This is a genomic window from Kribbella sp. NBC_00482 (assembly GCF_036013725.1).
Lineage (GTDB): Bacteria > Actinomycetota > Actinomycetes > Propionibacteriales > Kribbellaceae > Kribbella.
The window spans coordinates 3,321,550-3,340,528 of record NZ_CP107881.1 but is presented as its reverse complement, the minus strand read 5'-3'; the positions used below and the strand labels follow the sequence as shown (position 1 = coordinate 3,340,528).

Annotated in this window: 16 protein-coding genes; 9 read left to right on the top strand and 7 right to left on the bottom strand. The window is 69.1% G+C overall.

All coding sequences use genetic code 11. The features are described 5' to 3' along the window. Positions 1-77 precede the first annotated feature (77 nt). From OHB24_RS16575 to OHB24_RS16555, 5 genes are all read left to right on the top strand, one after another. On the top strand, positions 78-1,229 hold the full coding sequence (locus OHB24_RS16575) for a neutral zinc metallopeptidase (RefSeq protein ID WP_327639920.1): 1,152 nt from the start codon (positions 78-80) through the stop codon (positions 1,227-1,229). After that, on the top strand, positions 1,226-2,977 hold the full coding sequence (locus OHB24_RS16570) for a serine/threonine-protein kinase (protein WP_327639919.1): 1,752 nt from the start codon (positions 1,226-1,228) through the stop codon (positions 2,975-2,977). The genes OHB24_RS16575 and OHB24_RS16570 overlap by 4 nt, the downstream gene beginning before the upstream one ends. A 1-nt stretch (position 2,978) precedes the next feature. After that, positions 2,979-3,740 (top strand): FHA domain-containing protein, encoded by a 762-nt coding sequence (locus OHB24_RS16565; RefSeq protein ID WP_327639918.1) that lies wholly within the window; start codon positions 2,979-2,981, stop codon positions 3,738-3,740. Positions 3,741-3,932: 192 nt separating this feature from the next. Then, positions 3,933-7,865: a Pls/PosA family non-ribosomal peptide synthetase gene (locus OHB24_RS16560; RefSeq protein ID WP_327639917.1), complete on the top strand. Its 3,933-nt coding sequence runs from the start codon at positions 3,933-3,935 to the stop codon at positions 7,863-7,865. Next, positions 7,865-9,169 carry a M1 family metallopeptidase gene (locus OHB24_RS16555; RefSeq protein ID WP_327639916.1) on the top strand — a complete coding sequence of 435 codons (1,305 nt, stop codon included), beginning with the start codon at positions 7,865-7,867 and terminating at the stop codon, positions 9,167-9,169. The genes OHB24_RS16560 and OHB24_RS16555 overlap by 1 nt, the downstream gene beginning before the upstream one ends. Here the strand turns inward: OHB24_RS16555 and OHB24_RS16550 are convergent. After that, positions 9,166-10,032 carry a LysR family transcriptional regulator gene (locus OHB24_RS16550; protein ID WP_327639915.1) on the bottom strand — a complete coding sequence of 289 codons (867 nt, stop codon included), beginning with the start codon at positions 10,030-10,032 and terminating at the stop codon, positions 9,166-9,168. The genes OHB24_RS16555 and OHB24_RS16550 overlap by 4 nt on opposite strands. Positions 10,033-10,102: 70 nt before the next feature. On the opposite strand from OHB24_RS16550, the gene OHB24_RS16545 reads away from it, so the two are divergent. Beyond that, positions 10,103-11,080, top strand: a complete 978-nt coding sequence (locus OHB24_RS16545) for a nitrilase family protein (protein WP_327639914.1) — start codon at positions 10,103-10,105, stop codon at positions 11,078-11,080. 45 nt (positions 11,081-11,125) lie between these two features. Here OHB24_RS16545 and ispF read toward each other — a convergent pair whose 3' ends face one another. Genes ispF through OHB24_RS16530 form a run of 3 tightly spaced genes read right to left on the bottom strand, consistent with a single transcriptional unit; the run spans position 11,126 to position 12,804 of the window. After that, positions 11,126-11,596, bottom strand: coding sequence for a 2-C-methyl-D-erythritol 2,4-cyclodiphosphate synthase (gene ispF / locus OHB24_RS16540; protein ID WP_327639913.1), 471 nt, complete (start codon positions 11,594-11,596; stop codon positions 11,126-11,128). Beyond that, complete coding sequence (ispD, locus tag OHB24_RS16535; RefSeq protein WP_327639912.1) at positions 11,593-12,291, bottom strand: 2-C-methyl-D-erythritol 4-phosphate cytidylyltransferase; 699 nt, start codon at positions 12,289-12,291, stop codon at positions 11,593-11,595. Before ispD ends, ispF begins: the two co-directional genes overlap by 4 nt. A 27-nt stretch (positions 12,292-12,318) precedes the next feature. Then, complete coding sequence (locus OHB24_RS16530) at positions 12,319-12,804, bottom strand: CarD family transcriptional regulator (protein ID WP_130446326.1); 486 nt, start codon at positions 12,802-12,804, stop codon at positions 12,319-12,321. A gap of 298 nt (positions 12,805-13,102) precedes the next feature. Here OHB24_RS16530 and OHB24_RS16525 point away from each other — a divergent pair, with 298 nt between their 5' ends. Next, a complete protein-coding gene (locus tag OHB24_RS16525; protein ID WP_327639911.1) occupies positions 13,103-13,729 on the top strand; it encodes a hypothetical protein in 627 nt (208 codons plus the stop codon). A gap of 93 nt (positions 13,730-13,822) precedes the next feature. Here the strand turns inward: OHB24_RS16525 and OHB24_RS16520 are convergent, their stop codons facing one another. The 3 genes from OHB24_RS16520 to OHB24_RS16510 form a co-directional block, all read right to left on the bottom strand. Then, on the bottom strand, positions 13,823-14,842 hold the full coding sequence (locus tag OHB24_RS16520; RefSeq protein ID WP_327639910.1) for an iron-siderophore ABC transporter substrate-binding protein: 1,020 nt from the start codon (positions 14,840-14,842) through the stop codon (positions 13,823-13,825). An 85-nt stretch (positions 14,843-14,927) separates the two neighbouring features. Further along, entirely contained in the window at positions 14,928-15,605 is a 678-nt protein-coding gene (locus OHB24_RS16515; protein WP_133787236.1) for a response regulator transcription factor, read from the bottom strand. Then, positions 15,602-16,819: a sensor histidine kinase gene (locus OHB24_RS16510; RefSeq protein WP_327639909.1), complete on the bottom strand. Its 1,218-nt coding sequence runs from the start codon at positions 16,817-16,819 to the stop codon at positions 15,602-15,604. Before OHB24_RS16510 ends, OHB24_RS16515 begins: the two co-directional genes overlap by 4 nt. A 196-nt stretch (positions 16,820-17,015) precedes the next feature. On the opposite strand from OHB24_RS16510, the gene phoU reads away from it, so the two are divergent. Continuing rightward, complete coding sequence (gene phoU / locus OHB24_RS16505) at positions 17,016-17,723, top strand: phosphate signaling complex protein PhoU (protein ID WP_327639908.1); 708 nt, start codon at positions 17,016-17,018, stop codon at positions 17,721-17,723. Between the two features lie 225 nt (positions 17,724-17,948). Next, the gene (locus OHB24_RS16500; RefSeq protein WP_327639907.1) at positions 17,949-18,893 is read left to right on the top strand and encodes a hypothetical protein; all 945 of its coding nucleotides are present in this window, start codon (positions 17,949-17,951) and stop codon (positions 18,891-18,893) included. The last annotated feature ends 86 nt before the right edge of the window (positions 18,894-18,979 follow it).

Genomic DNA, 18,979 nt, shown 5'->3' with positions numbered 1-18,979 from the left:
GTCTCGTGCCGGTTCGTGCAGCGAACTCGCCATAGCCAGATACGACCCGCGTGACCCGACCACATGGAGGCCAGACCTTGAGCAGCCCGTACGGGTACGGCGGCCCACCGCAGGGTGCACCGCAGGGCCGGCCACTCGGCCCGCCGCCTGGTGTGCTGCCACCGCCGCAAGCCGGGCCATGGCCGCCGCAGCAGGGTCAGTACCCACAGGGTCCGCCGCAAGGTACGCCGTACCCGGGCCAGCAGTACCCCGGTCAGCAGTACCCAGGCCAGCAGTTCCAGCCGTACTACGGCGGTCCGGGCCAGTTCAACGGGTTCCAGCCGCCGCGGAAGCGGGGCGGAGCGCTGCGCCTGGTCCTGGTGAGCTTCATCTTCTTGACCTTCATCGGCGTGTCGGTGGCCGTGATTGCCGCGATCCTGGGCTCCGACAGCAGCACCGAGACCACCGCCGAGCCCAAGGTGACCGGTCCGTCGATCGTGCCGACGCCGACGACCACCCCGGAGAAGGGCACCGCCGAGGACTTCCTGCTGAACGCCGACGTGTACCGCACAGGTCCGCTGCCGGCGCAGAACTGCCCGGCCGCCAACCTCGGCAGCGGCAGCCTGGCGTCGCAGAAGGTCTACTACCAGCGGCTCTTCAAGTGTCTGAACGACGCGTGGCGCCCGATCTTCAAGGAGCTCGGCGAGGAGAAGCCGGACCCGGGCCTGGTCGTGTTCGACACGCCGGTCCAGACGCCGTGCGGCAACTTCGCGCCGCTGTCGGGGCGGGTGCTGGCGTTCTACTGCTACGGCAACCAGGTGATGTACACCGACGTGAAGCAGATGAACCGTGCCTTCGGTCCGCAGCAGGACCTCGCGTACCTGATGACGATCGCGCACGAGTACGGCCACCACGTCCAGGGCGTCACCGGGCTGTTCTACGCCCGGGCCGTCTATGTGCAGGACCACCCGGAGCAGAAGCTGGAGAGCTCGCGACGCAACGAGTTGCAGGCGTCCTGCTTCGCCGGTGTGTTCAGCAAGGCCGTGGCGAAGTCGTACCCGTTGACCAACCGCCTGCAGGAGTTCAAGGAGCAGTCCAGCAACAGCTTCGGTGAGTCGGCTGACACGCCGGAGGACGAGCGGACGCACGGTCTGGCGACCAGCCAGGGCTTCTGGATCCAGAACGGCTTCAACGTCGGCGAGAACAAGGCCTGTGACACCTTCGCTGTATCGGCGGACCTGGTGAAGTGACGGCCCGGTTGATCGGGGGCCGCTACCTGTTGGGGGAACCGCTCGGCTCGGGCGGTATGGGCTCGGTCTGGCGTGCCCATGACCAGCAGCTGGACCGGGAGGTCGCGCTGAAGCGCGCGCATCCCGGTGTGGACGACCCGGACGGGCGCCGGCTGCGCCGTGAGGCGCGGACCGGTGCCCGCCTGCACGACCCGCACGTGGTGACGATCTTCGACGTGGTCACGGACGGGGACGAGCACTGGCTGGTCCTGGAGTACCTGCCGTCGCGGAGCTTGGACGAACTGGGCAAGCTGCCACCGGACCGGGTCGCGCGGATCGGCGTACAGATCGCGTCCGCGCTGCAGGCCGTGCACGCGGCGGGCATCATCCACCGGGATCTCAAACCGGCCAACATCCTGGTCACTGCGGACGGTACGGCGAAACTCGCGGACTTCGGCATCTCGCGACGCCTGTGGGCCGAGGCGACGCTGACGGACAGCTCGACGGTCGGTACGCCGGCCCACCTCGCACCGGAAGTAGCCAACGGCAACGAACCGACGACCGCCTCCGACGTGTTCTCGCTGGGCGCGGTCCTCTACACGGCGCTGGAGGGCCACTCGCCGTTCGGCGACGACCCGAACCCGCTGGCGGTACTGCGGCGCGCCGCACGCGGTGAACTGGAGCCGTTGCGACGCGGTGGCGAGCTGACGCCGCTGCTCACGCGGATGCTCGCCGTAGAACCAGGGGACCGCCCGTCCGTCGCCGAGGTTGTAACTGAGCTCGGCGGCCCCACTGCCCCGCCCGTAAGTACGCGGCGGAGGCGATGGGTGATCCCGGCAGCGGCTGCCGGCGTAGCGGTGGTCGCCGTACTGGGTGTGCTGATCGGACGGGCGGTGTCGGGGCCGTCCGAGCCATCGGCCACGCCCACGACGACCATCGCCGGTCCGGTGGGTGATCCGTTGACGGTGGATCCCTGTGCGTTGATCGACGAGACGTCGTTGAGCAAGTTCGGGGACGCGACGCTGGAACCGGCGTACGGGAACTTCGACCGGTGTGACGTGGTGGTGAACGGCAGCGGCGGCCAGCAGGTCGACGTACGGGCAGAGCTCGACGAGGCGGACAACGAACTGCCTCAGGGCACGGTGGAGAAGCTGACCGGCAACCTCCACGAGGTCGTCCGCGAACGGGCTGAGGGCGGCGGCTGCGAGCGTGTACTCGTACTGTCGGACGGTACGCACGTGGTGGTCGAGGCGCGGCACAACGACGGGTCCGGGATGGACGTGTGCGCGATGGCGGAAGCCGTTACGCAGAAGGCGATCGGCGTGCTGAAGGCCGGACCGATCCCCCGTCGTGCGCAGCCGTTGCCGGCCGCGTCGCTGGCGCACCTCGACGCCTGCACGCTGTTGGACAACCAGGCGTTGGAGCTGATCCCGGCTGTGGACGCGAAGCATCCGGACACGTCGTTCGGCGGCTGGTCGTGCGGTTGGGAGAGTACGACCAGCGATCTGTCGGTGGACGTGCGGTTCGACCGGGACCAGCCGCTGGACGCGTCGGACGGACGTCCGGTGACGATGTCCGGCCGGTCCGCGTTCATATCGAGTGAGTACGACGGCACTGGGACCTGTGCGGCGCTGATCGTGTTCCGGAAGTACGCCGATACGGTCGAGTTGGTGACGGTGATCGCAACAGGTCCCGGCACGCTGACCTCGCTGTGCGGACTGGCCACGAAGCTCGGTCAGTCAGTCGCTGCGAAGCTGCCGAAGGCCTGAGATGGAGCGTCTCCCCCCGAATCAGACCAGCCTGTCGCACGGCGTGCCTGACGCCCAGCCGGGCACCATCTTCGTGCTGAGCGTCGCAGGTGGTGTCAGCGTCGACGCCGAACCGCAGCGGACCATCCTGTTCGGACGGAACCGTCCCGAGGTGCATGTCTGCATCGGCGAGGACGATCCGCGCGTCAGCCGGAGGCACGGCTCGATCAGCTACCGCAGCAACCAGTGGTACGTCGCAGTGACCGGGCGGCTGCCCGTGCGGTTCCCCCGTCAGCGGGCGCTGTTCGCCGGCGAGGACCCGATACCTCTCGCGGCTGGTTACACACCGCTCTTCGTACAGGGCTCCAGCGGACGCGAGCACCTCCTCGAGGTGTACGTCGTCGGCGACAGTGGCGCACGCCCCGTACCGCGGCCACGTGAGTCAACGCACCCGCCACGCGTCTGGCGACTGTCTCCGGCTGAGAAGCTGGCGTTGATCGTGGTCGGCCAGCGGTACCTGCTGCACGACCTGCACCCGCTGCCGCTGTCCTGGCGGCAGGCTGCGGACCAGCTGTCCGAGCTGCAGCCGACGGAGGGCTGGACTGCCAAGCGGGTCGAGCACCTGGTCTCCAACGTCCGCAGTCGGCTGTCGCGGGACGGCGTACCCGGGCTGACCCGCGAGGAGGTCGGCGAGCCGGTCGGCAACGCGCTGAACGACAACATGTTCCGGGAGCTGCTGATGACCACCACGCTGGTCCCGGCGGATCTCGACGTACTGGACTGAGTTCGGGAGGGGTCCCCGGCGACCGGACTTACCGTCGCCGACATGAACAAGCCGCCCCGCACGACGACCCGCGACAACTCCATCAACGTTCCCGTGTGACCAGCTCCTGGGTGTGAACAAGCGGTTGATGGGCGCACCCACGTGTTTGCTTCGGGTTGTCCAAGCCGTAACTGAGCGGCGTATTATCCGCCCGTGACGTTGCGACGCGGGGACCTGGCGACGGCCTCGCGGACGTTGGTGGATGTGCTCGAGGAGACAGCTGCCAACTACGCAGACGAGCCCGCGCTCGACGACGGCAGCGTCAGTCTGAGTTATCGCGAGCTGCTGGTGCAGACCACCAAGTTCGCCGGCCGGTTGACCGCGGCCGGTATCGGACCCGGCGACCGCGTCGGCATCCGGATCTCGTCGGGGCACAACGACCTGTACGTCGCGATTCTCGGCACCCTGCAAGCGGGCGCGGCGTACGTCCCGGTCGACGCCGACGACCCGGAGGAGCGCGCCGAACTCGTCTTCGGTGAGGCGGCCGTCGCGGCCACGGTCGGCGACGAACTCGAGCTCACGCTCGCCCGCCCGCAGCAGGCGCCGATGGCCGACAACGACGCGGCCAACGGCGCCTTCGACTACCCGTACTCGGCCCGCATGGACGCCACCAGTACGACGAACTCCCCGCGCGGCACCACCGGCCCCGAGCCGACCGACGACGCGTGGATCATCTTCACGTCGGGCTCGACCGGCGTACCGAAAGGTGTCGCCGTCACGCACCGATCGGCGGCCGCGTTCGTCGACGCCGAGGCTCGCCTGTTCCTGCAGGACGAGCCGATCGGGCCAGACGACCGGGTCCTGGCCGGCCTGTCCGTCGCGTTCGACGCGTCCTGCGAGGAGATGTGGCTCGCCTGGCGGTACGGCGCCTGTCTGGTGCCCGCACCGCGGTCACTGGTTCGCACCGGTATGGACCTCGGCCCGTGGTTGGTTGCCCAGGGCATCACTATCGTCTCGACCGTGCCGACGCTGGCCGCGCTCTGGCCGCCGGACGCGCTCGACCAGGTCCGGCTGCTGATCTTCGGCGGCGAGGCCTGCCCTCCGGAACTGGCCGAGCGCCTCGCAATCGAAGGCCGCGAGGTCTGGAACACCTACGGGCCGACCGAGGCCACCGTCGTCGCGTGCGCCGCCCAGCTCTCCGGCGAAGGCCCGGTTCGGATCGGTCTCCCGCTGGACGGTTGGGACCTCGCCGTTGTAGATGCCACAGGCAACGAAGTGGCCGATGGTGAGATCGGTGAGCTGATCATCGGCGGCGTCGGCCTGGCTCGCTACCTCGACCCGACCAAGGACGCGGAGAAGTTCGCCCCGATGCCGACCCTCGGCTGGGACCGCGCGTACCGCAGTGGCGACCTGGTGCGGTCCGACCCGTTGGGCCTGCTGTTCCAGGGCCGCGCCGACGAGCAGGTCAAGCTCGGCGGCCGCCGGATCGAGCTCGGCGAGGTCGACGCCGCTTTGCAGGCGCTCCCCGGTGTCTCCGGCGCCGCGGCCGCCGTACGCAACAGCGCCGCGGGCAATCAGCTCCTCGTCGGGTACGTCGTGCCGGAAGAACCGGACGCGTTCGAGACAGCCAAGGCCACTGAACGTCTGCGTGAAGCACTGCCCGCAGCGCTCGTTCCGCTGCTGGCGATCGTCGACACGCTGCCGACCCGGACCTCCGGCAAGGTCGACCGCAACGCGCTCCCCTGGCCGCTGCCCGGGATGGACAGCGACGGACCGGCCGCCGAGCTGGACGGCACTGCGGGCTGGCTGGCGGAACGCTGGACGAAGATCCTCGGCGCCAAGGTCACCGGACCCGACAACGACTTCTTCCTGCACGGCGGCGGCAGCCTCGCCGCGGCCCAGCTGGTTTCCGTGCTCCGCGAGCGGTTCCCGGACGTCACGGTCGGCGACATCTACGAGTACCCGCGGCTCGGCGCGCTCGCCGAGCGGCTCGACGACTTCAAGCCCGCGGCCCTTGAGCCGGTCGAGCTCCGGGAGATCCGGCCGACGCCGAAGAGCACGCAACTCCTGCAGACCGCGCTGACGCTGATCCTGCAGACCGTCGTCGGCGTCCGCTGGCTGGTCTACGTGTTCACGCTGAACAATCTCCTCGCCGCCCTGATCGAACCGCTCCCGTGGGCGCGGACCGTGTCCTGGTGGTGGATCCTGGCCGGCTGGCTGATCCTGATCAGCCCGGCGGGCCGGATGGGCATCGCGGTCGTCGGCGCCCGGATCCTGCTGCGCGGCCTGAAACCGGGCACGTACCCGCGCGGCGGCAGCGTCCACGTCCGGCTGTGGGCCGCGGAGAACCTCGCCGACGCGGCCGGCGCCGCCAACCTGGCGGGCGCACCCTGGATCGCGTACTACGCCCGCGCGCTCGGCGCGAAGGTCGGCCGCGGCGTCGACCTGCACACGCTGCCGCCGGTGACCGGCCTGCTCACGATGGGCCGCGGTGCCTCGATCGAGCCCGAGGTCGACCTGGCCGGCTACTGGATCGACGGCGACCGGTTGCACGTCGGACAGATCTCCGTCGGACCCGACGCGGTCGTCGGCTCCCGCAGCACGCTGCTCCCCGGCGCGGAGATCGGCCGGAGCGCCGAGATCATGGCCGGCTCGGCCGTCTCCGGCCGTGTCCCCGAGAACGAGCGCTGGTCAGGCTCCCCCGCAGCCAGGATCGGTCGCGCACGGCACCCGTGGCCGGACCACCGTCCCGCGCGCGCCCCGTGGTGGGTTGCGGCGTACGGCGCCCAGTCCGCGCTCATGTCCCTGGTCCCGGTCGCCGGGGCGGCCGCGGCGTTCGTCGTCCTGGGATACGCGGTGCGCGGCACCCAGACATTGCCGGACGCGGCGCTGCACGCGCTGGCCGCGGTCCCGTTGATGACGCTGGTCGGGTTCGCCACGATCGCGGTCCTCACACTGATCGGCGTACGGCTCCTCGGCATCGGGATCAAGCCCGGCCACTACCCCGTCCGGAGCCGGATCGGGTGGCAGGTCTGGGCGACCGAGCGGCTGCTCGACTCCGCGCGCACCCTGCTGTTCCCGCTGTACGCGAGCCTGCTGACCCCGTGGTGGCTGCGTGCGCTGGGCGCGAAGATCGGTCGTGACGTGGAGGCGTCGACGGTCCTGCTGCTGCCGAAGATGACCACCGTCGGCGAGGGCGCGTTTCTGGCCGACGACACGATGATCGCGTCGTACGAGCTCGGCGGCGGCTGGCTGCACGTGGCCGGCGCGAAGGTCGGCAAGCGCGCGTTCCTCGGCAACTCCGGGATGACGGCGCCCGGGCGGAGCGTCCCGAAGAACGGCCTGGTCGCGGTGCTGTCCGCGGCCCCGAAGAAGTCCAAGGCCGGTACGTCGTGGCTCGGTTCGCCGCCCGTGAAACTCCGCCGGCAGGCCGTCTCGGGTGATCAGAGCCGCACGTTCAACCCGCCGTACAAGCTGAAGGTCGCCCGTGCGCTGGTCGAGCTGTGCCGGTTCGTCCCGATGATGTGCACGGTGCTGATCGCCCTCGGCGTGCTGTTCGCACTGCAGGCGCTCGACCTGTGGCTCGGTCCGTGGTGGACGATGCTGCTGTCCGGCGCGGTCATCCTCGCGGCCGGCGCGGTCGCGGGCGGGATGGCGACGGTCGCCAAATGGGTCATCGTGGGCCGCACGCGAGCCGTCGAGTATCCACTGTGGAGCTCGTTCGTCTGGCGCAACGAGGTGGTCGACAGCTTCGTGGAGCTGGTCGCCGCGCCGTGGTTCGCGAACGCCGCCGCCGGTACGCCGGTCCTCACGCTCTGGCTGCGATCACTCGGAGCGAAGATCGGCAAGGGCGTCTGGTGCGAGACGTACTGGTTGCCGGAGGCCGATCTGGTCACCCTGGGCGACGGTGCCACGGTGAATCGCGGTTGTGTGCTGCAAACGCACCTATTTCATGATCGAGTTCTCTCCATGAACACAGTCACCTTCGGGGCCGGGGCAACTCTCGGCCCGCACGGCATCGTCCTCCCGGCGGCCGAGGTAGGAGCAGGAGCTACCATCGGGCCGGTGTCTCTCGTGATGCGTGGTGAAGGTGTTCCGGCGGGTACGCGCTGGGCCGGGAACCCGATCGGTCCCTGGCAGGGCTGATGGTTGACCCGTATGTGCCCAGCCATGGAAGCACCGACTACAAGGTCGAGTCGTACGAGCTGGACCTGGACTACCGGGTCAGCAGCAACCGGCTGACCGGCAAGGCGACGATCACCGCGTTCGCCACCCAGGCGCTCTCGCGCCTCAGCCTCGACCTGTCCGGGCTCCGGGTGTCGAAGGTGTCGGTGAACGGCCGCCGGCCGCAGCGGTACGCCCATCGCGGCGGCAAGCTGCACGTCACCCCGGCGACGACGATCCCGGACGGCGCCGAGTTCACGGTCGACGTCCAGTACAACGGGAACCCGAAGCCCGAGGACAGCCCGTGGGGCGAGCTCGGCTGGGAAGAGCTCACCGAGGGCGTGATCGTCGCGAGCCAGCCGAGCGGTGCGGCGACCTGGTTCCCGTGCAACGACCACCCCGGCGACAAGGCGCACTACCGGATCTCGATCACCACGGACTCGCCGTACCAGGTCGTCGCGAACGGGCGGCTGGTGTCGCGCCGGGTGAAGGCGAGCCGTACGACGTGGGTGTTCGACCAGGCCGCGCCGATGGCGACGTACCTCGCGACCGTGCAGATCGGGCGGTACGACGAGGTGGACCTGGCGGCCTCGCCCGTGGCGATCCGCGGCGTGCTGCCGGCCGGGCGGAGCCGCGAGTTCCGGCACGACTTCGGGCGCCAGCAGGACATGATGAAGCTGTTCTGCAAGCAGTTCGGGCCGTATCCGTTCGGCGGGTACACGGTCGTGGTGACCGACGATCCGCTGGAGATCCCGCTCGAGGCGCAGGGCATCTCGGTGTTCGGCAGCAACCACGTCGACGGCCGGAACGGGTCGGAGCGGCTGGTCGCGCACGAACTGGCGCACCAGTGGTTCGGGAACAGCCTGACCCCGGCGAACTGGCAGCACATCTGGCTGAACGAGGGCTTCGCCTGCTACGCCGAGTGGCTGTGGTCGGAGGAGTCACGCGGCCTCACCGCCGACCAGCAGGCGGCCAAGGCGCACACGCGGTTGAAGGGCCTGCCACAGGACCTGATGCTGTCGGACCCCGGCCCGGACCTGATGTTCGACGACCGCCTCTACAAGCGCGGCGCGATCACCCTGCACGTGCTACGCAAGCACCTCGGCGATGCCCCGTTCTTCGAACTCCTCCGTGCCTGGACCAAGACGCACCGCCACGGATCGGTCACGACAGCCGACTTCATCACCCTGGCCACCACCTTCAGCCCCGACGAGGAGGCACTACGCCACCTGTTCGCCGCCTGGCTGGACTCCTACGAACTCCCGCCACTACCCCGCAAGCGTTAGGCGGCGCGGGCGACCTCGGCGGCGGCTTTTACGAAGCGTTCGGTGAGAGGGGTTCTGGTGGCCCAGGCGGTGCCGGTCCACCAGGTGGCCGCACGGCCGGGGAGGGGGACCAGGCGGACCTCGGGTGGCGCGATGCGCTCGGCGGTCTGCGGTACGACGGCTGGTCCTGCGCCGGCTGCCGTCAGGGCGAGGACGGTCTGCAGGTCCCCGGCCTCCTGGAGTATTTGCGGGTGGCAACCAAGTTCGGCGTACAGCATGTTGATCTGGGCGGTCAGCCCCGGCCCGCGGTCCGGTGTCAGGCGGACCAGCGGCCGCGAGTCGATCCAGCTGACCAGATCACGCGGCAACTGCTGATCGGCCGGTACGGCGAGGGTGAGGCGATCCCGTCGCAACCGGAGGTGCTCGAGGCCGGCCGGCACCGGTAACCGTACGAATCCGATCTGCAGGCTCCCGGCCAGCAGGCGTTCGCACTGCACCGCCGACGACATGTCCTCGAGCGAGATCGTCACTCCCGGCCACCGACTCCTGAACAGCGCGACCGCCCGCGGCGCCAGTTCGATCCCCGACAACCCGAACCCGATCGCGAGCGAGCCTTCGGTCCCGGACGCCACCTGAACGGCCCGTCGCTCGAAGGCTTCCGACCGGTCGAGCAACTCCAGAGCGTCAGGAAGCAACAGTTCCCCGGCCGGGGTCAGCCTCGCGCCGTGCCTCCCTCGGCTGAACAGCACCGAGCCGACCCGGCGCTCCAGCACCTGGATCTGCTTGGTCAACGCCGGCTGACTGGTCGACAACTCCGCGGCCGCGGCCCCGAAGTTCCGCAGCCTGGCCACCGTGACGAACGCCCGAAGCAAACGGAGATTCATAACCTCAGGATATGGAATCTCCCCCAATCGCTATTGGACGTCATGGGTGCCGCGGCGTTTCGATGGTCGTATGACCTCCTTCCGCGCGGCCGTGGTCCAGTTCGAGCCGAGTCCTGACCAGCCCTCGACCAACCTCGCCACCGTCGAGCGACTCGCCCGCGCGGCGGTTGCCGACGGCGCCCGGCTGGTCGTCCTCCCGGAAATGTGTCTGCTCGGCTACTGGCACCTCCGCCGCCATACCCCCGAGCGACTTCACGAGCTGGCCGAGCCGGCGGACGGACCGCTGATCAGTCGGGTCGTTGCTCTCGCCAAGGAACTGGAGGCCGGGATCGGGGTCGGGTTCCTGGAGGATGCTGACGGCACGTTGTTCAACGCATACGCCGTCTGTCTGCCGGACGGGAGCGTTCACGTGCACCGGAAGCTGCATGCGTTCGAGCACGAGGAGATCGCGAGCGGATCGTCGTACACGGTGTTCGAGACGCCGTGGGGGTTCCGGGCCGGGGTGCTGATCTGCTGGGACAACAACCTGGTCGAGAACGTCCGGATCACGGCGTTGCTCGGTGCAACGGTGCTGATCGCGCCGCACCAGACCGGCGGGACGAACTCGCGCAGCCCGCACGGGATGAAGCCGATCCCGCTCGAGGTGTGGACCAGCGGGGACCGTACGGAGATTGAGACGGCCTTCAACGGGCCGAGCGGGCGGGAATGGCTGATGCGGTGGTTGCCGGCGCGAGCGCATGACAACGGGATGTTCGTCCTGTTCAGCAACGGTGTCGGCCGGGACGACGACGAGCTCCGCACCGGAAACGCGATGATCCTCGACCCGTACGGGCGCATCGTCGCGGAGACCCCGGTCCCCGCCGAAGCCGTGGTCGTCGGCGATCTCGACCTCGAACTGGTGCCCCTGGCAACCGGCCGCCGCTGGCTCCGCGGCCGCCGCCCCGAGCTCTACGCCCCACTCACCCAACGCCAAGGCAACGAACTAGACCCCCGCGCCGCCCGCTTCTCTCCGGACCCCGTGACATCTTTGAGCCCCCACCAACCATAAATCGCGCCGGAAGTTGGTTGGTGCGTGCTCAAAGAGGGTGGTGGGTCAGTAGATGAGGGCGGTGGCGATGGCGGTGATTCCTTCGCCGCGGCCGGGGAAGCCGAGGCCGTCGGTTGTTGCCGCGCTCACCGATACCTCGGCGTCGCACGCGGCGGAGAGGACCTTCTCCGCCTCCTCGCGGCGCGCACCGATCCGGGGGCGGTTGCACACGATCTGCACCGCGACGTTCCCGATCTCGAACCCGGCGGCCCGAACCCGGCGCGCAGCCTCAGCCACCAGTACAACCCCTGCGGCACCGGCCCACTCAGGCTCGGCAGTACCGAAGTTCGATCCCAGGTCACCCAGCTTCGCGGCCGTCAGCAACGCCGTACAGATGGCGTGTGCAGCAGCGTCACCATCGGAATGACCTGACAGCCCGGCGGGCTCGTCCGGCCAGTGCAGGCCGGCCAGCCACATCGGGCGGCCTTCCTCCAGCGGGTGTACGTCGATGCCGTTGCCGACCCGTGGAACCTTCACGAGATCCTCCGCTCCACCAGCAAAGCCTCGGCGAGCAGCAGGTCCTGCGGCCGGGTCACCTTGAACGCGTCCGGCGACCCTTCGACCGTCCGAACCGTCACCCCGATCCGCTCACACATCATCGCGTCGTCGGTCACGCCCGCATCGGCACCGGCCGCATGCGCGCGCCGCAGTACGTCAGGAGCGAACCCTTGCGGCGTCTGTACGGCGACCAGCGTCGACCGATCGGGCGTGTCGACGACATCACCGGTCGGACCGACCCGCTTGATCGTGTCCGTCACCGGCACCACCGGTACGACGGCCTGGGCACCGGCTCGCACCGCCGCGACCACGCGCTCGATCGCATCGGCCGGGACGAACGCCCGCGCCGCGTCGTGGACCAGGATGCAGTCGATCCCGTCGACCGGCACGACGTCCAGCGCCGCCCGCACCGAAGCGGGCCGCTCCGCACCGCCGGCCACCACGAGCAGCTGCGAGTCCCCGACGTACGGCGTGAGCTCCTTGCCGACCGTCTCCTCGGAGCCGGGCGGCACGGCGACCACGAAACAGACGAGGTCGGCGGCGGTCGCTGCCTTCAGCCCACGCACCGCGTGGACCAGCAACGAGTCGCCACCGACCTCTCGAAATGCCTTCGGGGTCTCACCACCGAGTCGCAGCCCTAGCCCGGCCGCGGGAATCACGACCGCGCTACTCATGCAAACTGCTTCAGGCTGCGTCTGATTTTAGGAGGCGAGGACCTCGTCGAGGATGGCTTCCGCCTTGTCCTCGTTGGTGTGCTCGGCCAGGGCCAGCTCGGAGACCAGAATCTGGCGAGCCTTCGCCAGCATCCGCTTCTCACCGGCGGACAGACCGCGGTCACGCTCACGGCGCCACAGGTCGCGGACGACCTCTGCCACCTTCAGCACGTCACCGGAGTGCAGTTTCTCCAGGTTCGCCTTGTAGCGTCGCGACCAGTTGGTCGGCTCCTCCGTGTGCGGAGCTCGCAGCACGTCGAAGACGCGCTCCAGGCCAGCCTGATCCACGACGTCACGCACGCCGACAAGATCGAGGTTGCACGCGGGGACCCGGACGACCAGGTCGTTCTGAGCGACGATCCTCAAGACCAGATAGGTCTTGTCCTCACCTTTGATCTGACGGGTCTCGATGTCCTCGATGACGGCCGCACCATGGTTGGGGTAAACAACCGTCTCGCCGACTGTGAAAGTCATATGTCACGTGCCCCTTTCCGAGTCCTATCCTACCACGCAGTCGGTGGTCCGGTCGGGGCGTTTGCGCTGGTCAGGGCCCATTTCCTGCCTTGACAAACGCTCAATCGCATGCCTCGTGCGCGCGCGCACCGTTGCTCTGGACATCGCTCCGGCGGCATCCCGGCGTCCGCCTCGCCGGACCCGAGGGCTACGCTGTGGGGCGCCGGAGGCCGCTGCCTGACGGTGTCCACAATCGGCCAGGAGTCGCCGCACCCCGGTGCCGCGACAGGTCGAAAAAGCTTGCACGAGAGGGATTCCAGTGCCGATCACGTTGTCCTCGCGGTTCGCCCGGCGTACCGCGCTGGCGGGCGCCGCCGCCACTCTCAGTATCGCGCTGGCGGCGTGCAGCGCGAGCTTCTCCGCGCCGACCCTGCAGCCGTACCAGGCCGCCGAGGGCACCAACATCGAGTCCGGCCAGCTCAAGGTCCGCAACATGCTGGTGCTGGCCGATGCCGACGGCAAGGGTGAACTGCACAGCGTGATCGTCAACGACGGCGACGCCCCGGAAACCCTGGTCAGCATCCTGCAGGCCGAGGCCGGGACGGCCGACGGCCAGGCCGGCGGCGACCAGCCGGGCGAGGTCAAGTTCACCGGGCTCACCGCGCCGCTGGAACTGGAGCCCCACACCGCCCTCGTCCTGCCGGGCTCCGGCACCGAGGCGCCGGCCGCCGAGACCACCCCGAGCACGACACCGACGGCAACCGAGACCCCGTCGGCCCCGACCCCGGGCGCCGAGGAGGCCGGTCCGGCGATCATCGTGACCGGCGCGAAGCCCGGCCAGATGGTCAACGTGACGATCACCTTCGGCACCGCGGCGCCGGTCTCCGCCTACGTCCCGGTCCTCGCCGACGACCACTACTCGCCGTCCCCGGCGGCCGCCGAGTAGCTCCCCGAACGACAGAACGGGCCGCCCCGGCGCGGGACGGCCCGTTCTGCTTGGGTACGGCGAGCCAGTGGCCGCGGCTCGGCGTACCGGCTCTCAGTTCTTGCTCGCCGAAGCTGCCTTCGAGAGGCCCGGGAGCACCTTGTCGAGGACCCACGGGACGCTCAGGACGCTCACAGCGCTCATGCCGGAGATCACCTGCTGGTCCTGCATCGCGTACGCGCCGCCGCTCTTGACCGCCTTCAGCGACGAGTAGACCGGGTCGGCCAGGAACTTCTGCGTCCCGATCCCGTCGACGTACGCGACCAGCACGTCGGCGTCGATGTCCGCGACCTTCTCCTTGCTGATCGTCAGCGAGAACTCCTTCTTGGTGTTGGTCTTCTCGAGCGCCTCCACCCCCGGCGCGTTCTTGAAGCCCATCTCGTTCAGGATCTGCACGCGGGGGTCACCCGGCATGTAGACGTAGTTCTCGGCGCCGAACGAGCCGACCGTGATGGTCTTGTCCTTGAACTCGGGGTGATCCGCGGCGACCTGCTTGATCTTGTCCGAGATCCCGGTGATCAGCTTCTCCGCGTCGGCCTTCTTGCCGAGCGCCTCACCGACCAGCAGGGTCTGGTCCTGCCAGGTGGTCTGCCACGGCGCCCCCGGGTACGCGACGGTCGGCGCGATCCCGCTCAGCGTCTTGTACGTCGCCTCGTCGAAGCCCTCGTACGGGGCCAGGATGACGTCCGGCTTCAGCGCCGCAATCTTCTCGAACGGGTACTTGTCGCCGGTGTCCAGCAACGTCGTCTTCGACTTGTCGAACTTGTCCGCGTCCCACGCGGTGACGCCGTCAGCGGTCGGGCCGTAGGTGACCTTCGGCATCCCGACCGGGGTCTCGCCGAGCGCGTAGACCACGTCCTGGGCGTTCCAGCCGAGCGTGACGATCCGCTCCGGCTTCTTGGTGATCGTGGTGTCGCCGAACGTGTTCTTCAGCGTGACCGGGAACCCGGACGACGCCGTACCGGCCGAACTCTCGGCCTGCTTGTCGCCGTCACTGCCGCAGGCGGCCAGCGTGGTCGTGGCGAGCAGTACGGCGGTAACCGCACCGACGACCCGCGTACGGGACCAGGACATGGTGAACTCTCCTTAGACCAATTGCCTCAACTAAGGAGAGCCTAAGCTAACCCCGCCGGTCGTCGCGACCTGCGGGGGGTGTGACTCAGGACTCGAACTTGTAGCCCAGGCCACGCACGGTGACCAGGTGCTGCGGGTTCGACGGATCTTTCTCGAGCTTCGAGCGCAGCCGCTTCACGTGCACGTCCAGGGTCTTGGTGTCGCCCACGTAGTCGGCGCCCCAGATCCGGTCGATCAGCTGACCGCGGGTGAGCACCCGGCCGGTGTTCCGCAGCAGCATCTCGAGCAGCTCGAACTCCTTCAGCGGCAGCCGGATCTCGGTCCCGGACACCGTCACCACATGCCGCTCGACGTCCATCCGGACCGGGCCGGCCTCGAGCGTGTCCGGCAGCAGCTCGACGTCCTGACCGCGACGCAGTACGGCGCGGACACGGGCCAGCAGCTCCCGCGGGCTGTACGGCTTGGTCACGTAGTCGTCCGCGCCGAGCTCGAGCCCGACGACCTTGTCGACCTCGGTGTCCTTGGCGCTGACGATGATCACCGGGACGTTGCCCCGGCTGCGGAGCGCCCGGCAGACCTCCGTGCCGGACAGACCCGGCAGCATCAGGTCGAGCAGGACGATGTCCGCACCGGCGCGGTCGTACTCGTCCAGCGCATCCGGCCCGGTCTCCGCGACGGCGACCTCGAACCCTTCCTTGCGCAGCACGTACGACAGCGCGTCGCTGTAGCTCTCTTCGTCTTCGACGACCAGCACTCGGGTCACGAAGCTGTCTCCTTTGCGATCTGACCTGACGGGGTAGGCGTCAGGGGTACGGCCGTCTCCTCCTGGCTGGGGGAGTCGGTCTGGCCCGGTGCGGGTTCGAGCCGCAACGGGAGTCTCACGGTGAAGGTGGAACCTTGGCCCTCGACACTCCAGACCCGCACGTCGCCACCGTGGATCGAGGCGATGTGCTTGACGATCGAGAGGCCGAGACCGGTGCCGCCGGTCTCGCGGCTGCGGGCCCGGTCGACCCGGTAGAAGCGCTCGAAGACGCGTTCCAGGTCGCTGCTCGGGATGCCCACGCCCTGGTCGGACACGGTGATCTCGACCAGGTCGCCGATCGGGTGCGCGGCGACCGCGACCCGGGTGCCGTCCGGGCTGTAGTTGATGGCGTTCTCGACCAGGTTGCCGATCGCCATCGCCAACTGGTCCTCGCTGCCCAGCACCTCGAGCTCGGGCTCGGTCTTCACCACAATCTTGATGTCCCGGTCCTCGGCGTCGATCTGGCAGCGGTCCACCGCGGTCTCGATGACCCCGTTGATGTCGACCGGGCCGGGGTTCTCCAGCGGGTCGTCGCCCTGCAGCCGGGACAGCTCGATGATCTCCTTGACCAGCCGGCTCAGCCGGGACGCCTCGACCCGCATCCGGTCCGAGAACCGCTGCACCACCTCCGGGTCGTCGGAGGCCTCCGAGACCGCGTCGGCGAGCAGGATCAGCGCGCCGACCGGGGTCTTCAGCTCGTGACTGATGTTGACGGTGAAGTCCCGCCGGATGGCGTCCAGGCGGCGTTCCCGGGTGCGGTCCTCGACCAGCACGAGCACCAGCTGGCTGCCCAGCGGCGCCACCCGGGCACTGACGTACTGCGTGGCGCCGAGCCGGCCCCGGACGATCTCCAGGTCCTGCTGGCGGATCTCCCCGTCGCGGCGGACCTGGCGGACCATGGTCAGGATGTCGTCGACCACGAGCCGCTCACCGCGGACGATGCCGAGCACGTGCGCCGGGGCGCTGGCCTGCAGCACCTGGTCCTCGGGTCCCATCACGACCGCCGAGGACCGCAGTACCGACAGCACCGTGGCGACACCCGACGGTACGGCGGGCTCCGGGGACTCCGGGATCTTGCGCTGGGCCCGCTCCGAAAGCATCATCGCACCGAGCGAAAGCAGGGCCAGGGCCGCGCCGATGACGCCGCCCAGCACCGCAGCCAGCGTGGGGTCCACGGCAACGATGCTACGCGGGCGACCAGCAGGGAAAGACCGAATGAGCACCGGATGACCGGGACACGACCTAACTGTTCATCGGTCGTTCACCACTCGTCGCCGTCCGGCAACCTCGACGGCATACGGTCACCGGTGGGCGGGTACCGGGTGGTGCCGCGCCGCGGGCACCGGACACCACAGATCGGATTCGAACACCATGCGTGACACGTACCACGAGCAGCTCGACGACATCCTCGCCGAGCTGGAGCGGATGACGCGGACGGTGTCCACCGCCGTACGCCGGTCGACGTCGGCCCTGCTGGAAGCGGACATCCGCAAGGCCGAGGAGGTCATCGCGGCCGACATCCAGCTCGATGCCGCCGGTGAGGGTGTCGAGGAGAAGGTCTTCGAACTGATGGCGCGGCAGTCGCCGGTCGCCAACGAGTTGCGGATGCTGGTCGCCGCGCTGCGGATGGTCGCCGACCTCGAGCGGATGGGCGACCTGGCCGCGCACGTGTCGAAGATCGCCCGGATGCGGTACCCGGCGCCGGCGATCCCGACCGAGCTGCACGACGTGATCGAGTCGATGGGGTCCGTGGCCGGCAAGATGGTCGACGCCGCCGGCGACGTGATCGCGACCCGCGACGTCGAAGCCGCCGGACGGCTCGAGGCCAGCGACGACGAGATGGACAAGCTGCGCTCGAACCAGTTCCGCCTGATGATGGACGAGGAGTGGCCGCACGGCGTCGAGGTCGCCGTCGACATGGCCCTGCTCAGCCGGTACTACGAGCGCATCTCCGACCACGCGGTCGCCATGGCCCGCCGCGTCGTCTACCTCGTCACCGGCGAACTCCCAGTAGCCATCGGAGGCACCGCCGCCGGCTCCGGCGCCGGCGCCTCCACCCCCAACCCCAACGGCAACTGACCTTCCACAACATCCAAGGCGCCCCCGGCTAGTTGCCGGGGGCGCCTTTTGTATGGGCAAGCACACAAAGGACACGCCCCCGGCGCGGCTGACTCTTGCCGACGGACCTATCTCGATCTGGTCACGTTCTGTGCTCGACGTAACGCCGAGTAGTCCCGACCCGATGGGACGGGAAGTGACCTGATTCTCGGGAGTCGACCGAGACCGCCCTTGGAAGAGGAACCCATGAGACTGCAGCATCTTGCGCTCGCGACCGCCGGCCTCGGCCTGATCGCCGCGTCCGTCGTTTCCGTCCCGGCCACTGCCGGAACGCCCGACCCGAAGCCTTGGTCCGACCGGACCAAGCAGTCGAACTCCGCGAAGGCAGCCACCGAGGCCTGCGGCATCTCAGTCGGCTACCCGACCGCGGCCGGCTCGATGGAATCAGCCGACGTGATCGCCGGACGGCCGCCGCAGGGAGCGCCGTACGAGCCGTTCAAGTTCGTCGGCACCCGCGCGAACGCGACCTGGTACATGGCCGCCAACGCGGCGGGCACCCAGTTCTACTACTACGGCCTGCTGCTGCAGGGCGGGAACCTGTACCGGCACACCACCTACGTGTACCCGTACCGCCCGCCGGTCGCCACCTTCAAGAAGGTCGGCAGCGGCTGGACGAGCTTCAAGACCATCGCCACGTCGAACGACAGCATCGACGGCCCGAGCCACGCCTACCTCTACGGCCTGAACAGCAACGGCAGCCTGTACCGGTACTCGATCGTCCGCGGCGCCATCAAGTCTCTCGGCTCGTTCCCGGGCTTCAAGGGCTTCAAGACGATGACGGTGATCAGCGAGACCATGACGTACGACACCCTGCTGATGACCACGACCGCCGGCGCGCTCTGGACTGTGCGGATCCCGGTCGCCGCCTCCACCAAGCCGGTCCTCAAGCGGATCCGGTCCGGCGGCTGGCAGAACTTCGAGTCGCTGGTCGTGGAGAACTGCGGCACCCGCGGCGGCGTGCTGATCGTTGGCGTCGACAACAACACCCAGACCGGCACGCTCTACGCGATGAGCAAGGCGAACGGCGCAGCCACCGCCCTCACCGGCTACGGCAGGATCCCCGGCGTCGTCTTCAATGGCGTCAGCTCCGTACGCCTGGGCTACCACTACGACCCGATGCGCGGCGAGTAACCACCACTTCTGTCGGGCGCGTATCTTCACCCCATGCCCGACGAATCCCTGACCGACCGCCTGGTCAACACCGACGTGTCAGCGTT

What these genes read in the sequence shown, in the direction of transcription:
- OHB24_RS16550 (WP_327639915.1), bottom strand. Translation starts at nt 10,032, where the DNA reads ATGAATCTCCGTTTGCTTCGGGCGTTCGTCACGGTGGCCAGGCTGCGG.
- ispD (WP_327639912.1), bottom strand. Translation starts at nt 12,291, where the DNA reads ATGAGTAGCGCGGTCGTGATTCCCGCGGCCGGGCTAGGGCTGCGACTC.
- OHB24_RS16520 (WP_327639910.1), bottom strand. Translation starts at nt 14,842, where the DNA reads ATGTCCTGGTCCCGTACGCGGGTCGTCGGTGCGGTTACCGCCGTACTG.
- phoU (WP_327639908.1), top strand. Translation starts at nt 17,016, where the DNA reads ATGCGTGACACGTACCACGAGCAGCTCGACGACATCCTCGCCGAGCTG.
- OHB24_RS16500 (WP_327639907.1), top strand. Translation starts at nt 17,949, where the DNA reads ATGAGACTGCAGCATCTTGCGCTCGCGACCGCCGGCCTCGGCCTGATC.
- OHB24_RS16530 (WP_130446326.1), bottom strand. Translation starts at nt 12,804, where the DNA reads ATGACTTTCACAGTCGGCGAGACGGTTGTTTACCCCAACCATGGTGCG.
- OHB24_RS16545 (WP_327639914.1), top strand. Translation starts at nt 10,103, where the DNA reads ATGACCTCCTTCCGCGCGGCCGTGGTCCAGTTCGAGCCGAGTCCTGAC.
- OHB24_RS16565 (WP_327639918.1), top strand. Translation starts at nt 2,979, where the DNA reads ATGGAGCGTCTCCCCCCGAATCAGACCAGCCTGTCGCACGGCGTGCCT.
- OHB24_RS16555 (WP_327639916.1), top strand. Translation starts at nt 7,865, where the DNA reads ATGGTTGACCCGTATGTGCCCAGCCATGGAAGCACCGACTACAAGGTC.